We start from the raw sequence: 15,749 nt of genomic DNA, 5'->3' as shown, positions 1-15,749 counted from the left end.
AGCCCTCCCTCTCGCCCTCTAGGGCCAGAACAGCGGCTCGATGACCTGCAGATCGGGCGGATCGTGCCCCTCGTCCGGGCGCGCGGCAAGACGTACATCCAGCTCTTCGGTCGGCCACAGATCCTTGATCTCCTGCAGGAACGGCAGCAGGTGATGCTCGACGTGATAGTGATCGTAGAAGTTCTGCCAGATCGTCATGCGCGGCACGTGACCAAGCTGCCGGAACATCTCGCTCAGCATCAGCCGCGGCCGGTAGTCGCGATAGGCATCGACGAGCGACGACACCCCCAGACAGGATCGCAGCGTGTTGGCCAGCTGCTGCGGGCTGTGCAGCTTCAGCGCATTGGTCTGCGGGTTCACCGCAAGCGCCCGCGCCCCCCGCACATGCGCCGCCATCCCGATCGAGGAAAACCCGCCCGCGCTCGAGCCGAAGAACAGCAGATCGGCGGGCGCAGTGCCGAGCGACGCCGCCAGCGTTTCGACATAGCGCGCGACCACCGGCAGATAGTGGGTCGTCCGGTTGCCGATGAACCAGCCGATCTGGGTGTCGCCCAGCAGCAGAGACGGATCGGCGAGGAAGACGCAGGTGTCCTCCAGCCGCTGCGCCCATTTCATGCGCTGGAAATAGGGATAGGGGAAACGCGTGGCATCGAGGAATCCCGGCGAGAACACCACCATCCGTCCGCTCCGCCCCGGGACGAGATAATAGTCGAGAGAGAACCCGCCCAGATCGACGCAGTAATGCCCCGCCGCCCCCGGGCCGGGCACTTCCCCGGCCCCGAGCCGGGTCGCGACACGGGCCGGCGCGGCAGCGGCGGCCTCCGGGGCCGGTGCAGGGGCAGCCCAGCGGGCCACGACATCCCCGCCGATCGTGCGGATCTCGATGTCACCGCCCCGCCCGGCGAGGCCGGGCAGCCGGCAATAGAACCCCGCAACCCCGTCACCGATGCCCGCCTCGTACAGATCGGCGCGGAAGAGATCCGTCGTCACCTCGGCGATCTGCGTCTCGCCGCGAAAGACCCGGATCCGCCGATCCGGCGCCAGATCCGGATGCACCCAGCCGCCGATCATGCTCTCGCCGTCGAAGCCGTCGATCACCCCGCGCGCACTCGTCGAGGTCTTGCGCGACAGTCGGGAGATGGCGGGCGGCAGCTCCCTGAGCTGCACCGCGGACAGCCTCTCGAAGGCGCGCGCGCCGAACCGGGTCTCGACCTTCTGCGCGTCCGCGATCGAGGTCATCAGCACCAGACCGGACTCACCGTCGATCAGGTAGCCACGCACCCCGAGCTCGCGACAGGCGTGCAGGACCTCCTCCTCGGTCGCGAAGATGCACACGGCGCGGCAGTCCTGAAGCTCTGTATTTGTCATCTGTCCGTGCCTGTCGTCTGTTTCGGGAAAGAGCGAAATCGCCAAACTCACAAATACGTTTTCACTTTATTCCGAGCGCAGGAGAAACAACAAGCCGGGTCATGCCGTGACGAGATGTCCCAGCGATCCCCCGCGCCGGTCCCGCCAGGCGGCCCAGGCCATCCGTGCCAATGCCACGCGGGCGGCCTGTTCGCGGGCGCTCAGCGCCGCGGGAAGGGCGGCCCGGGCCTGCGCCTCGCGTCGGATCGTCTCCTCGGCCTGCGTCTGCGTAACCTGTCGGTCGGGTGCAAAATAGGCCGGGGGCAGATCGAACTGCCCCGCGAAGGTCGCATTGGCCGCGGCGAAGGCCGTGTCCACCCGGTCCCGAAGCAGGCCGAGGAAAGGCTCGGCCGGCTTCGCCCCGCCCGCGGTCACCGCGCCCATATCCTCGAAGAAGTCATTGTGCTCATGCGGCCCGGGCATCGCGTGCCCGGCCTCGATCGCGGCGCAGACCCCCTCGATGAGGGCGGGTGGAAAGGCCGGGTTGCGCAGCTGTTCGACCGCCTCGGCAAGCGTCTCGGGCAGGCCGATCCGGCCGAGGAAATCGGCGATCAGCGGTCGCGCGAAGCCCGGCCGGGGCAACAGTCCGACGGAGAGAGGCACCCCGAGTGCCGCAAGCGCCTCCACCCGCTCCGGCACGCTTTGCGACCAGTCGAGATAGAAATGGCCGCTGAGCTGCCGCCCAGCCATCCAGCCGCCGAGGAGCACCGCGATCAGGTGTCGCTCGACACCCCAGAACAGCGACGGATCAAGCCCGTGCTCGCGCAGCACCGCGGCACTTTCCGCGACCCGTGCCGGGGCGCGGAACAGCCATTGCCCGAAGGCCGAGACAAGGAAATCCGACTGCCGCCGAACATGGGCCACGACCACCACCTCGTCGGCATGCGCCTGCGCGATTCGCGACAGGTTGCGCAGAGCGGACACCATCTTGAACATCATCTCGTGGCTCAGCACGAGCACCGTGCCCGGGCGCTCAGCCTGCGCCTGCATGATGAGCGCATGAAACCTGTCCACGACCGCGGGATCGGGATGGTCGCGGTCAAGCTCCAGCACCTCCGCCGGCGGCAGCAGGACCCCGGTCAGGTGATCGTGCAGCGCCGTCCCGGGCTCGAGGATCGCGGCCTGAATGGAGGAAGATCCACATTTCTCCGGTCCGGCGTGCAAGACGATCCGCGTCATCTGCCCCTCTCCGTCTTGCTCCGGTCCGCGCCAGCTCGGAGAGCCCCCCCGCATTCCGGAAAGGGCGGGCGCCGCAGCCATTGCGCTCAGCTTTGCCCTGCCCCCTCGGAACACAGCATGTCATGCTGCCCCCGGCCGCAAGCCGCCGAGGGGTCAGCCGGGAAGGTTCAGAACACGTCCCAGGGCGGCGAGCGGAAGTTCAGCCGCGCCGCGGTCTCGGCATCCCACTGGTTGCGCTTGAACATCAGCTCGAAGCTCTTGTCTTTCTCGCCCACGTCGCGCAGGTGGTCCGTCGCCTTCTGCAGCTTGTGGATGAAATGCGAATCCGGGACGTAGAACATGCGGTACTCGGTCAGGTTGCGCATCATGTCGGAATAGACCCGGTCCGAGCGGTAATGGCGCCCGTATTCCGCATCAAGCGGCCCGATCTCGTCCAGAAGCTCGCGCCGGATGTAGACCGCGAAGAAGGCGGCATAGTTCAGCTCGAGCTCGCCGCCGTCATGGAACACCGGCACAGTCGCCACGTTGCGGTGATGGGCCGAGATGTTCACGTCGCAATCGTTCGTCTCGCGCGCGAAGGGCACATGGGTGCGCAGCGTCTTGGTGCCGGCGGGCAGGATCTGGCGCGGCACGGTCATGCCGGCGCGCGGATTGCCGAGGCAGGCGCGTTGCAGCGCCTGCACCGCGCCGGGCTGGGCGATCGCGTCGTTGTTGAGCAAGATCACGTCCGACTCGGGCCGGGCCAGTGCGATGCCGATATTGACTGCATAGGTGAAGCCGTAATTGCCGTCGAGCGGCTCGAAACGGATGCGCCCGGCCTCGTGCTCGGCGCGCAGATAGGCCCGCACCTCCTCGGTCGAGTCATTGTCGACCACGATGATGTCGAGCATCCCCTGCCAGTCGCGCCGGTGCAGGGCCTCGATGCAGTCCTGGATGTCCTCGAGCGATTGCCAGTTCGGCACGATGATGCTGACCGGGCGGACCAGATCGGCGGTGTCGAGCTGCGCAAGCTGCGCCTCCTGCCGCGCCGCGAGGTTCGCGCGCAGCACGTCGAGATGGGCGACATGGGTCGGGTTGTCGGTGATCGCGTTCTCGGTGCGGCTGTAGTAGTAATGGCACAGCAGCATCGGCACCGAATAGACGCGCCCGAGCTCGGTCGCGCGCAGGATCAGATCCCAGTCGACATAGCGGCGCAGGTTCTCGTCGAACCCGCCCAGCCGGTCGAGGAAGGCGCGCCGATGGACGATGATGTTGTTGTCGATGTAGTTCTTGTTCTCGAGCAGCGCCCGGTGCAGGTGGCCATAGCGGATCGCATAGGGCTCGGTCGCGTGGCCGCTGTAGAGCAGCACGCCGGAATAGATCATGTCGGCATTCGGCAGCTCGAGCAGCGCGCCCACATGGGCCGCAAGGAAGCGGTCGTCCCAGGTGTTGTCGCTGTCGAGATAGGCGATGATCTCGCCCTGCGCGGCGCGCAGCGCGGTGTTGCGCGCCACCGTGACGCCCTGGTTCTCGCCCAGTTCGATCAGCCGGATGCGCGGATCGTCAAAGCCGCGCACCGTCGCCACGCTGTCGTCGCTGCTGCCGTCGTCGACCACGATCAGCTCGAAGTTCGGATAGGTCTGCGCAAGCACCGAGGCGATCGCCTCGCCGACGATGCCCGCGCGGTTGAACATCGGCATCACGACCGACACAAGCGGCCGCGGCTCTGCGGCAAGGCCCTTGCCCGCCATGCGGTTGGCGATGTTCTCCATCACCGCGAAGGCGCGCTTGTCCTCTTCGACGAAGGGGGTCATCACCTCGGGCTCGGTCATCGACGACTTCAGGAAGCCCTGGAAGTCCCAATAGTTGCGCTTCGGTTTCGCCCAGCTGCACTTGTGGCGGCCAAGCTCGATCCCGGTCGCCTCGTCGAACAGCACCACCTCATGCGGCTTGCCATCGCACAGCGAGCCCGGGACCGAGACCTGAAACGCGTGCCAGCCCTCGTTGACGCCGTGCTGCTTGAGGTCGGCGCGGAAGTTGCCGGCGACGAAGGGCAGCCGCTCGCCCTCGATCTGCAGATAGCCGCGGCGGGGCTGCGGATCACCGACCAGCGCCAGCCAGCCGCGCACGAAGGTGGGGCCGCTGCCGTTGATCGCACCGCGCGGCGTCCACTTGCGGGCCAGCTCGGCCGGGAAGTCGATCTTGCGCAGCAGATCCGAGATCATCACCCGCTCGCGCGAGCCGCTGCGCGGGAAGCCGCCGTGCACGATCTCCATCTCTTCGGGGGCGCTCACGTCGCACAGCAGCACCGAGCCGTTGCGCAGGGCCGCGATCATGCCGAACAGGCGCTCGACGCTGTGCGCCACGGTGCCGTCATCGGTATAGGCCGCCGGCTTGAACTCGATCGGGGCGAGGGCGTCGCGGATCTCGGCGAAGGCATCGCCGCGGATCCAGAAGCAGGTGCCGCCGATGAAGCCCCAGTCCCGCGTCATGTAATCGAAGTCGCCGATCAGCCCGGAGAACATCTTGCCGAGCGTCTCGGCGTTCTGCCACATGTAGGTCGGCCCGTGCAGGTAGAGCTGCCGCGCCCCCACCAGCATCAGGCGCGGATCGCGCTCGAAGGCCTCGAGGATCTGCTCGACCTGGGCGCGCGAGCCGAGGATGCCGCGCAGCAGCGCGTGGCGCCAGCGCGCGGGCTCCTTCGCGCCCTTCTTGCTGTGCATCTTGCAGATCAGGTCATAGCGCGTCAGGTCGACCTTGGCGTCAAGCGCCAGCATCGCGCCCACGTCCTGGCCGGCATTCGGCACCTGCACGATGCGCGCCCCCGGCAGGGCCTTGGCGATCCGGGCAAGCTCGGCCTCGCCGAAGCTGTCGGGGCAGGTCACGAACCGGTCGGCGCCGGTCGGGAAATTCGCGGCATAGCCGGTCAGCTCGGCCAGCACGTCGAGGTGGAACACATGCACCACCAGCGCCGCCCGCCCCTGCTTCGCCCGCGCCCGCCAGCCGCGGGCACGGCCACGGGTCAGGAAGTCGACAAGCGGCGGCACACCCGCGGGCAGATCGTCACCGCGTTGCCGCACGTAGAAGGCCGTGTCGAACAGAGGCGACGGGTTGCGCTGCAGCAGCGCACCGATCCTCAGATAATGCACCAGCGGGTCCAGCCCGGTCGCGGCGACATCGGGGTAGCGCGTCAGATACCAGCGCGCATCGAAATAGCCGCTGTTTGCGACGAGGTCGTAAAACTCGGGGAGGTTCCCCCGGACGTCGGCGGACAATTCGGGCATGCGTCGTCTCTCGGATCTCGAAAATACCAAAACGGTGTTCACTGGAACAAACAGGAGACCCCGGCACGCCGTCAGAACATGGGCGGCGCGCCGGGGCAGTTTCTCAGCCGCGCGCCGTCGCGAGCAGACCTTTCAGATACTGGCCATAGCCCGTCTTCTTGTAGGTCTCGGCCATCTCGGCCAGCTGCGTGCGGTCGATCCAGCCCTGCGCGAAGGCGATCTCCTCGGGGCAGCCGGTCTGCAGCCCCTGCCGGCTCGACAGCGTCCGCACGAAGTTGCCGGCATCGAGCAGCGAGCCATGCGTGCCGGTGTCAAGCCAGGCATAGCCACGGCCCATCTGCTGCACGTTCAGCAGCCCCTCGGCAAGATACATCTCGAGCAGCGTCACGATCTCGAGCTCGCCGCGCGGCGAAGGCACCACCTTGCGCGCGCGCTCGGGCGCCGAACCGTCGAGGAAATAAAGCCCGGTGACGGCATAGTTCGAGGGCGGCACCTCGGGTTTCTCGATGATCGAGCGGACCTTGCCCGACGCGTCGAAATCGACCACGCCATAGCGTTCCGGATCGGCCACGCGATAGCCGAAGACGGTGCCGCCCTCGGCCTGCGCCCCGGCGGCCCCGAGGATCTCGGGCAGGCCGTGGCCGAAGAAGATGTTGTCGCCCAGCACCATCGCCGAAGGCGCGCCGGCGAGGAAGTCCTCGGCCAGCAGATAGGCCTGCGCCAGCCCGTCGGGCGAGGGCTGCTCGATATAGGTCAGGCTCAGCCCCCACTGGCTGCCGTCGCCCAGCGTGCGCTTGAACTGGTCCTGGTCCTGCGGCGTGGTGATCACCGCGATCTCGCGGATCCCGGCCAGCATCAGCACCGACAGCGGATAATAGATCATCGGCTTGTCATAGACCGGCAGAAGCTGCTTCGAGACCCCGATGGTGATCGGGTAAAGCCGCGTGCCGGAGCCCCCGGCCAGGATAATGCCCTTGCGTTTCATGCGATTGCTCCAAGTTCCATGAGAGCTGCGCGCGTCGCCGCGCGCCAGTCGGGTCGGCTCAGGCCGAAGGTGGAGAGGGAGTCACAGGCCATCCGGGAATTGGCCGGACGGCGTGCAGGCGTCGGATAAGCACTGGTGGGGATGTCCACGATGGCACAGGACAGCCCCGCCTGGGCCATGATCTCGCGGGCGAAATCCGCCCAGGAGACGTCGGGGGCACCGGAGAAGTGATAGGTGCCGGTCTTCGTCGGATCGGCGATCAGCGCCCGGGCGATCGTCAGGCAGGCCTCGGCGATGGCACGCGCGGGCGTCGGCCCGCCGATCTGGTCGGCGACCACGGTCAGCGTCTCGCGCGTGGCGCCGAGCCGCAGCATCGTCTTGAGGAAGTTGTTGCCATGCGCCGAGAACACCCAGGAGGTGCGCAGGATCGCATACACCCCGCCTGCGGCGCGCACCCCCGCCTCGCCCGCAAGCTTCGAGCGGCCATAGGCACCGAGCGGCGCCGTCGGGGCATCGGGGGTGAAGGGGGTCTCGCCGGCGCCGTCGAAGACGTAATCGGTCGAGATCTGCACGAAGGGGATGCCGAGCTCGGCACAGGCCGCGGCCATCGCCGCGGGGGCGGCGCCGTTCACCACGGTCGCGGCCTCCTCCTCGGCCTCGGCCTTGTCCACCGCCGTCCAGGCGGCAGCATTGATCACCGCCTCTGGCTTCAGCGCGCGGATCTGCGCCGCACAGGCCTGCGGGTCGGAAAGGTCGGCCTCGTCGCGGCCGAGAAAACGCGCCTCGGGGGCAAGCGCCTGCAATTCGGTCGCGACCTGGCCGGTCTTGCCGAAAATGACGATCTTCATGAAGCCCTCGCAATACGCATGTTCAGTCTGGGGTCGAGCCCGCCGAAAATCTCGGGCTGGCCGATGGCACGCGCGAAGGCCGGCAGGATGCTGCCCTCGGCCGCGCAAACGCCGGCGTAGTCGATCTGCTGCAACGGGCCGATGCGGTTCCAGAACCGTTCAAGCGCGGCCGTGTCGTAATACCATTCGCCATCCACACTCTCGGCGTCGGGAAGGCTTTTCTGCAGGTCCAAGAGACCTGTCTTGCGCAGCTGATCCTCGCGCGAGGCCCGCCACTGGGCCGCGTCGCGCAAGACGACAATCGGCACGATCCGGTCAAAGAAGGGCTCGAAAAAGCTCTGCAAGGCGAAGGCTTCGACGCCATCGCGCAACATGCAGAGCGCTTCCGAACTGAGCACCATGTCGCGGCTGTCACCGCGCACCTCGCCGAGGTGGCGACGTGCGGCGGCGTAATCGGACAGAACCGGCAGCGGCAGGGCACCGCGGAGCCGAAGGCTTGTCTTCAGCCCGTCACGCAGAAAGAGATGCGCGAGCCGCCCGGCATCGGCGGTGGGGAAATATGCGATGCCCGCGGCACGCAGCGCCGCCCCGGACTGGGACAAGGCGCTTTGAAGAGAGGTCGTTCCCGTCTTGTGGGTGCCAATGTGCAACCACAGGGTCGATCCCGTCATGCCTTGACCCCCAGGCGTTCGCCGACGCCCTTGCGGCCCTGCAGCGCGCGCCACCACGGCTCGTTGTCGAGATACCACTGCACGGTGCGCGCAAGGCCTTCCTCGACGGTGACCGAGGGACGCCAGCCCAGCTCGGTGCGGATCCGCGTCGGGTCGATCGCATAGCGCGCGTCATGGCCCGGGCGGTCGGTGACGAAGGTGATCTGGTCGGCATAGCTGCCCTGCGCCTTCGGCCGCTTCTCGTCGAGAATGGCGCAGAGCGTGCGCACCAGCTCGAGGTTGGTGCGTTCGTTCTCGCCGCCGATGTTGTAGCTGCGGCCAAGCTCGCCCTTCTCCACCACCAGAAGCAGCGCGTCGGCGTGATCCTCGACGAACAGCCAGTCGCGGATGTTCGAGCCGTCGCCATAGATCGGCAGCGCCTTGCCCGCGAGGGCGTTGAGGATGATCACCGGCACCAGCTTTTCCGGGAAGTGGAACGGGCCGTAGTTGTTCGAGCAGTTGGTCAGCACCACCGGCAGGCCATAGGTCTCGTGCCAGGCCCGCACCAGATGGTCGGACGAGGCCTTCGAGGCCGAATAGGGGCTGCGCGGATCGTAGGGCGTGTCCTCGGTGAACTTGATCGACGGATCCTTGGGCAGCGAGCCGAAGACCTCGTCGGTAGAGATGTGGTGGAAGCGGAAGGTCTCGGGGCGGCCCGCCTCGGTCCAGTATTTCCGCGCCGCTTCCAGCATGTTGAAGGTGCCGGTCACGTTCGTCTCGATGAAATCGCCCGGCCCGTCGATCGAGCGGTCGACATGGCTTTCCGCCGCAAGGTGCATCACCGCATCGGGACGATGTTTGGCGAACACCCGGTCAAGGGCGGCGCGGTCGCGGATGTCGGCCTGCTCGAAGGCATAAAGCGGGCTTTGCGCCACCGAGGCCACGTTGTCGAGGCAGGCGGCATAGGTCAGCGCATCGACGTTGACCACTTCATGGCCACGCGCCACGGCAAGCCGCACCACGGCCGACCCGATGAAGCCGGCGCCGCCGGTCACAAGCAGTTTCATTCTGCACTCTCCCAAGTGAAGGGGCTGTCAAAATCGGCCAGCAGCGGCGCGACCTCGTCCTTGGCCGAAAGCACCGGTGCGGTGTCGCCAAGGCCCCAGTCGATGCCGATCGTCGGGTCGTTCCAGCGGATGCCGCCGTCACAGTCGGGGGCGTAGACGTCGGTGCACTTGTATTGCACTTCGCAATCCGCGGTCAGGGTGACGAAACCGTGCAGGAAGCCCTTCGGGATCAGCAGCTGGCGGCCGTTCTCGGCGCTCAGCACCTCGCCCACCCATTTGCCATAGGTCGGGCTGCCCTTGCGGATGTCGACGGCCACGTCGAAGATCTCGCCGCGGGTGCAGCGCACCAGCTTGTCCTGGGCATGCGGCGGGCGCTGGTAGTGCAGCCCGCGCAGCGTGCCCTTCGTGGCCGAGAGGGAGTGGTTGTCCTGCACGAACGCAAGATCGAGACCGGCCTCGGCCATCCGCTCCGCGTTCCAGGTCTCGGAAAACCAGCCCCGGGCATCGCCGAAGCGACGCGGGGTGATTACGACAACGCCGCTCAGCGCTGTTTTCTCAATCTGCATTCTCGAATTTCCGCTGGGGAATGATCGGTCGACAGCTATCCCAGCTTCGGGATTCGAGCAACCGGCAGCTGTAGGCGACGACCGAATTTCGCTGCATTGCCGCATCATTTGTGCAATTCCTTGCCGAAAACCGCAGCACTTATATCCCGACCGGGGTGATTGACACCCGCGGCCTCGTTTTCCAGAAAGGCTTGCAGTCAAGCACGCGCGCAGATGACCCTTCCGCCGTTCCGCCTTCTTCCGCTCGCCCGGGCCCCGCTTCTGGCGCTGCGCCTGCAGCGGCTGTGCGGCATTTTGCCCGAGGCCGCGCAGCGGGGGGCGCACTGGCTCGAGACGGCGCGGTTCTGGGGCGACGAGCCGGCCGAGCTGAAGTCCTGGGCCGGCCTCTGCCCCGATCCGCAAAGCCTGCGCCGCCTGCAGTGCCTGTTCGACCCCGCCGATCCCGCCGCGCCCGCGCCGCTGCGCGCGCATCTGCAGGACGGCTGGCGGCGCGGCGAGCGGCCGGCCCCATGGTTCGACCCGGCCGGCTATGACGCGCTTTCCGCCCGGCGCATCGCGCCACAGGAGGCGCCGATCCTGCATTACGCCCGCGAGGGTTGGGCCCGCGGCCTCGATCCCGATCCGCGGCGCCTCGGCCTCGGCCCGGTGCCGCCCGGGCGCACGCTGGTGCTGACCGCCCAGTCGGCGGCCGACCTGCCCGCCGTCCGCGCCCGGTTGCACGCCCCCCTCGCCGGCAGCGACTGGCTGGTGCTCGACACCAGCCCCGATCACGTCATCGCCCGCACCCTTGCCCGGGAGCAGGCGGATGCCCTGCGGCAGGGCCGGCTGCGCCTGGCCCCCGCCAGCGAGGACAGCAGTGCCGACACGCTCGCCGCGCTTGTCGCGGAGAACGCGCAGGGCAGCGAACGGACCGGGCCCGATCCGCTGCTCGTGCCGCTGCCCGAGCCCCTGCCGCAGATGGCCCCCGCCGTCGCGGCACGGCCGCTGCACATCGTGCTGCTCTGCCCCGCCCCCGACCAGGCCCGCGCCTATCGCTGGGGCGATTTCCACTTTGCCGAAAGCCTCGCCGCGGCGCTGACCGCGCAGGGCGCGCGCGCCGAGATCTGCCTCACCGACGCCTGGGGGGCGCTCGCCGACCGCCCCGCCGCTCTCGCTCCCGATGCCACGCTGCTGCTGCGCGGCGTGCGCGCGGCGCCGCGCTTCGGTCCGGCGCTGCGGCTGATGTGGATGATCAGCCACCCGGGCCGGATCGCCCCCGAGGAGCTTGCGGGCTACGATCATGTCTTCGTCGCCTCGGACAGCTACACCCGCAAGCTGCGCCCGATCCTCGGGCCGCGGGTCTCGGCGTTGCTGCAATGCTCGGACCCGACGCGCTTCGCCGCCGAGACCGCCGCGCCCCCGTCGGCCCCCGTCCCCGCCCATCCGCTGCTCTTCGTCGGCAATTCGCGCCGCGCCGAACGCTGGATCGTGACCGAGACGGTGGCACAGGGCCACACCCCGGCCCTTTACGGCGCCGAATGGGAAAGCACGCCCTTCGCCGGGCTGGTGCGCGGCGAGACCATCCCGAACCGTGACCTCGGCGCCTGGTATCGTCGGGCGGGGATCGTGCTGAACGACCACTGGCCCGACATGGCGCAGCACGGCTTCCTGTCGAACCGGCTGTTCGACGTGGCGATGGCCGGGGGCTTCGTGATCTCCGACCGGATCGAGGGCGCCGAGATCTTCGGCGATCCGCTCGTGCAGGTCGACAGCGGGCCGGCACTCGACGCCGCGATCCGCCATTTCCTCGCCCATCCGGAGGATCGCCGTCGCCGCGCCGCAGCGCTGCACGAGACCGTCCGAGACCGGCATGATTTCGCCCGGCGCGCCGCCGAAATCCTGACGCAGGTGCGACGCCTTCGCCGCCACCCCACGCCCGGCCTTTCGCCAGATTGACAATCCACCGCTCCCGCTCCTAACTCTGGAAGCAGGTGAACAAGGCCCGGAAACACCCCGAATTTTCGTTTTTCCGGGCACCAAGGAAGGAATCTTTCATGTCCGACAGCCTCGATCTCGGCCCCGAGTCCGGCGTCAATTCGCGCCTCGCGGTGCTGCGGCAGCTGACCCGGGAACCGGCCCCGCAACCGGCACAGGAACCGCTGGTTCCGGGCCTGTTCTTCGACACCGACCCCGAGGCCCCGACCACGGTCACCGTGACCAGCCGTCCGGGCGAGCTGCTGAAGGCCGAATTCGACATCGCCGGCAAGGCGCGCTGGCTCGGGCTGCACATCAACCTCAACGACTGCCCGCTCGACGGCAAGATGCTTCTCGGCGTGGCGATCCGCAGCAAGGCGCCGCTGTCGCAGACCTTCCGGATGTGCCTGCGCAACGGTCGCGAGGGCGGCTTCGACGACATCTTCTTCCGCAAGACCGCGATCGCCTACACCGAGCCGAGCCTGCATCTCGACGCGCTCAGCCTGGCCGATCATCCCGGCCTAGCGGCGCCCGCGCCGTGGCGGGAACTGATCCTGTTCTTCCGCCCGGAAAACGGCACGATCGACCTGCAGGACCTGCGCGTCTTCGCGCTCTGAGCGTCGCCGCCATGCTGTCCGAGCCCGGCCTCTCGGTCGTCATCCCGGTCTGGAACGACCCCGAGGGGCTGGCGCGGCTGCTGCACCAGCTCATGGCGCTGCCGCAGGGCGTGCGGGTGATCGTCGTCGATGATGGCTCGGACGAGCCGGTCTCGGCCGAGGCGCTCGGCCTGGCCGAGCTTGCCCGGGACCCGCGCCTGAGCTGGCTGCGCAGCGGGCTGCAGCGCGGCGCCGGCCATGCGCGCAACCTCGGCCTGGCGCAGGTGCAGACCTCGCATGTGCTCTTCCTCGATTCCGACGACCTGCTGCTGCCGGCCTTCTCGGGCCTGCTCGAGATGCTGCTGGCGGCAGAGACGCCCGGGTTCGACTTCTGCCTCTTTCGCCATGTGGACAGCCGGTTGCGCGCCGCGGGCCGGCCGGGACCGCTCGACACCGACCAGCTGCATTGGAGCCTCGCCGGCATCCCCGAGCGGCCGGTGCTGCTGCGCCCCGAGGCGGCAGCGCGGCTCGCCCGGATCTCGGCCTATCCCTGGAACAAGGTCTATCGCACCGGCTTCCTGCGCGAGACCGGCATCCGCTGCACCGAGATCGCGGTGCACAATGACATCGAGCTGCACTGGCGCAGCTTCTTCCAGGCCCGCCGGATCCTCGCCACGGCACAGCTCTGCGCCGAGCATTTCGTGCATGAGGACGGCCGGCGGCTGACCAACCGCACCGGTGCCGAGCGCTTCGAGGTATTTCGCGCGCTCGAGCCGGTGCAGGCCGACCTCGTGGCCGATCCGACCCGCGCCGCGCTGTTCGCCGAGGCGGTGGCCGAGTTCCACCTCGCCCTCTTCCACTGGATCGAGACCGGCCTCGATGCCGCGCTGCGCCCCGCCTTCCGCTGGAAGGCACAGGGCTTCCTGCGGGCGGGGGTCGGGCTGCCGCTCTTCACCCTGATCGCCACCCGCGACCCGGGGCTTGCCGCACGCCTCAACGATTACCTGTCGGGGAGCGCGCCATGAGAACCACCTTCATCGTCACCGCCTTCGACCTCCTGCCCTATATCGACCGCTGCCTCGCCTCGGTCGCGGCCTGCACCCGCCCCGGAGACCGGGTGCTGGTGGTCGATGACGGCTCGGGCGACGGCACCGCCGGGCATCTCGAACGCAGCCTCGGCGCGCATCTCGGCGCCGCCGAGGCCGAGCTGATCGCGCTTGGCACCAACACCTTCGGCGGCGTCGGCATTGCCGCCAACACCGGGCTCTTCCACGCCCTGGCCGATCCCGCCTGCGAGGCGGTCTTCTTCGTCGACGGCGACGACTGGCTCGAGCCTGCAGGCTTTGCCGCCTGCCGCGACGCCTTCGAGACGGGCGGCGCCGAGATCCTGATCGGCAATTACCTCGAGCACGACGAGGCCACCGGCACCAGCCGCCGCCCCGCCGACCCCGCCGCCTGGGCGCGCGCCGCCACCCTGCCCAGCGGCGCAACCGAACCCGCCCGCGCCTGCGCGCTCGAGATGATCGCGGTGCCCTGGCGCAAGTTCTACCGCGCCGATTTCCTGCGCCGCGAGGGGCTGCGCTTCCCGGAAGGGGATTTCTTCTTCGAGGACAACCCCTTCCACTGGGCGGTGTGCCTGAAGGCCGGCTCGATCGCCGTTCTCGATCGGGTGCTGTGCTTTCACCGGGTGAACCGGGCCGGGCAGACGATGTCGGCCACCGGCACCGGGCTTGCGGCCTTCTTCACCCATTTCGAGACGATCCGGGCGCTCCTTGGCGACTGGGACAGCCCCCATGCCGAGGCGGCGCTGCGCTGGCTGCTGACCAACATGACCTGGCATCTCGAACGGCTGCAGCCCGAGGCCTGCTGGGTCTATGCCGATCGCGCCGCCCGGGCCCTGGCGCCGGTGCCGCAGGCACTGTGGGACCGGGTCGCGGCGCAGTTCGACGCCACCAACAGCACGCCGCAACAGGCGTCCGCCCTGCGCCGCGGCGAGATCGCCGCCACCGTCGGCTGCTGGCAGCAGGCGGCGCGCGGACGCGCGGCACAGGCCGCAGCCGAGGCGCTCGCGGCCGAGGTGGCGGCGCTGCACGCCAGGCTCGACAGTCTGGGCGCCCAGGTGTCCGGGCTGAGCGAAATCGCCCGGTTCCGCGCGCTGAGCGCCCTGCCGCACCCAGCCGCGCCACCGCTTCCCGCGATCGACACGCTCTGACCGCCCCGCACGCGCGCCATCGAGCGTGCAAGGGGGCCAGCCCCCTCTTTCGCTGACGCGAAATTCACCCCCGGGATATTTCGGGCAATTGGAAGCATGGAAAACCGCTTCCCCTTCCAATTGCTCCAAATATCCCGGGGGTCCGGGGGCAGCGCCCCCGGGGCCGCTCACACGTGCTGACCGCCGTTCACCTCGATCTCGGTGCCGGTGACATAGCTCGAGCCCTGGGTGCACAGGAACCAGATCACATCGGCCACTTCCGCCGGCTGGCCGAGGCGGCGCAGCGGCAGGGTCTCGACGATCTTCTCGGTGCCGGGGCTCAGGATCGAGGTCTCGATCTCGCCCGGCGCGATCGCGTTCACCCGCACGCCGAGCGGGCCGAAATCATGCGCCATCTCGCGGGTCAGCGCCTTCAGCGCCGCCTTCGAGGTCGCGTAGGCGGCACCCGCGAAAGGGTGCACGCGCGAGCCCGCGATCGAGGTGACATTGACCACCGCCCCCTTCGCCGCCGAAAGCTCGTCCTTCAGCCCGCGGGCAAGCACGATCGGCGCGAAGAAGTTGACGTGGAACACCTGGCCCCAGGTGCGCAGGTCGGTCTCGATCGAGTTGAGCCGGCTGCCGCCCGGCCCCTTGGGCGAGATGCCCGCGTTGTTCACCAGCGCGTCGAGCCGACCGTCGAGGCGCGCGCGGATCTCCTCGATCGCCTCGATCGTCTTCGACGGATCGGCGAGGTCGATCTGGATGTGATCCTCGCGCCCGCCGCCCCAGGGGCATTCCTCGGGAAAGGGCTGGCGCGAACAGGTAATGATCCGCCACCCCTCGCGCGCGAATCGCTTCACCGTGGCATGGCCGATCCCCCGGCTCGCCCCCGTCAGCAGCATCACCCTGCGCTCGTCCATCGTGACCTCCGTGTTTCGCCCCCGAAGGTAATCGCCCGGGCGGCATTGGCAATGCCCTTGGCAGGCCCGGCGTTTGGCCGTAACACTTCCCCGACTTTCCCCGGGGGCAGATCATGAGAAAGCA

At 68.6% G+C, this 15,749-nt stretch carries 13 protein-coding genes; 4 read left to right on the top strand and 9 right to left on the bottom strand.

Annotated elements, in window-relative coordinates; genetic code table 11:
* Positions 1-18: 18 nt before the first annotated feature.
* From AC0QTQ_RS02660 to rfbC, 8 genes are all read right to left on the bottom strand, one after another.
* Positions 19-1,368, bottom strand: coding sequence for a hypothetical protein (locus AC0QTQ_RS02660; protein ID WP_480258133.1), 1,350 nt, complete (start codon positions 1,366-1,368; stop codon positions 19-21).
* Between the two features lie 99 nt (positions 1,369-1,467).
* The gene (locus AC0QTQ_RS02655; protein ID WP_480258132.1) at positions 1,468-2,586 is read right to left on the bottom strand and encodes a hypothetical protein; all 1,119 of its coding nucleotides are present in this window, start codon (positions 2,584-2,586) and stop codon (positions 1,468-1,470) included.
* Between the two features lie 167 nt (positions 2,587-2,753).
* Positions 2,754-5,849 carry a glycosyltransferase gene (locus AC0QTQ_RS02650; protein WP_480258131.1) on the bottom strand — a complete coding sequence of 1,032 codons (3,096 nt, stop codon included), beginning with the start codon at positions 5,847-5,849 and terminating at the stop codon, positions 2,754-2,756.
* A 103-nt stretch (positions 5,850-5,952) separates the two neighbouring features.
* Positions 5,953-6,834: a glucose-1-phosphate thymidylyltransferase RfbA gene (gene rfbA, locus AC0QTQ_RS02645; protein ID WP_480258130.1), complete on the bottom strand. Its 882-nt coding sequence runs from the start codon at positions 6,832-6,834 to the stop codon at positions 5,953-5,955.
* Positions 6,831-7,682, bottom strand: coding sequence for a dTDP-4-dehydrorhamnose reductase (rfbD, locus tag AC0QTQ_RS02640; RefSeq protein ID WP_480258129.1), 852 nt, complete (start codon positions 7,680-7,682; stop codon positions 6,831-6,833). Before rfbD ends, rfbA begins: the two co-directional genes overlap by 4 nt.
* A complete protein-coding gene (locus tag AC0QTQ_RS02635) occupies positions 7,679-8,353 on the bottom strand; it encodes a hypothetical protein (RefSeq protein ID WP_480258128.1) in 675 nt (224 codons plus the stop codon). Before AC0QTQ_RS02635 ends, rfbD begins: the two co-directional genes overlap by 4 nt.
* Entirely contained in the window at positions 8,350-9,399 is a 1,050-nt protein-coding gene (gene rfbB / locus AC0QTQ_RS02630; RefSeq protein ID WP_121531622.1) for a dTDP-glucose 4,6-dehydratase, read from the bottom strand. Before rfbB ends, AC0QTQ_RS02635 begins: the two co-directional genes overlap by 4 nt.
* Positions 9,396-9,965: a dTDP-4-dehydrorhamnose 3,5-epimerase gene (gene rfbC, locus AC0QTQ_RS02625; RefSeq protein WP_480258127.1), complete on the bottom strand. Its 570-nt coding sequence runs from the start codon at positions 9,963-9,965 to the stop codon at positions 9,396-9,398. The genes rfbB and rfbC overlap by 4 nt, the downstream gene beginning before the upstream one ends.
* A 213-nt stretch (positions 9,966-10,178) precedes the next feature.
* Between rfbC and AC0QTQ_RS02620 the strand changes: the two genes are divergently transcribed.
* The 4 genes from AC0QTQ_RS02620 (at position 10,179) to AC0QTQ_RS02605 (ending at position 14,726) form a co-directional block, all read left to right on the top strand.
* On the top strand, positions 10,179-11,900 hold the full coding sequence (locus AC0QTQ_RS02620) for a glycosyltransferase family protein (protein WP_480258126.1): 1,722 nt from the start codon (positions 10,179-10,181) through the stop codon (positions 11,898-11,900).
* A 98-nt stretch (positions 11,901-11,998) separates the two neighbouring features.
* Entirely contained in the window at positions 11,999-12,535 is a 537-nt protein-coding gene (locus tag AC0QTQ_RS02615; RefSeq protein WP_480258125.1) for a hypothetical protein, read from the top strand.
* Between the two features lie 11 nt (positions 12,536-12,546).
* Complete coding sequence (locus AC0QTQ_RS02610) at positions 12,547-13,539, top strand: glycosyltransferase family 2 protein (RefSeq protein WP_480258124.1); 993 nt, start codon at positions 12,547-12,549, stop codon at positions 13,537-13,539.
* Positions 13,536-14,726 (top strand): glycosyltransferase family 2 protein, encoded by a 1,191-nt coding sequence (locus AC0QTQ_RS02605; RefSeq protein WP_480258123.1) that lies wholly within the window; start codon positions 13,536-13,538, stop codon positions 14,724-14,726. The genes AC0QTQ_RS02610 and AC0QTQ_RS02605 overlap by 4 nt, the downstream gene beginning before the upstream one ends.
* A gap of 167 nt (positions 14,727-14,893) precedes the next feature.
* Here the strand turns inward: AC0QTQ_RS02605 and AC0QTQ_RS02600 are convergent, their stop codons facing one another.
* A complete protein-coding gene (locus AC0QTQ_RS02600) occupies positions 14,894-15,625 on the bottom strand; it encodes an SDR family NAD(P)-dependent oxidoreductase (protein ID WP_121531610.1) in 732 nt (243 codons plus the stop codon).
* Positions 15,626-15,749 lie beyond the last annotated feature (124 nt).

Source organism: Paenirhodobacter sp. YD-8, from assembly GCF_056590935.1.
Note: the sequence above shows the minus strand (reverse complement) of the source record. Positions and strands in the feature narration are given on the sequence as shown.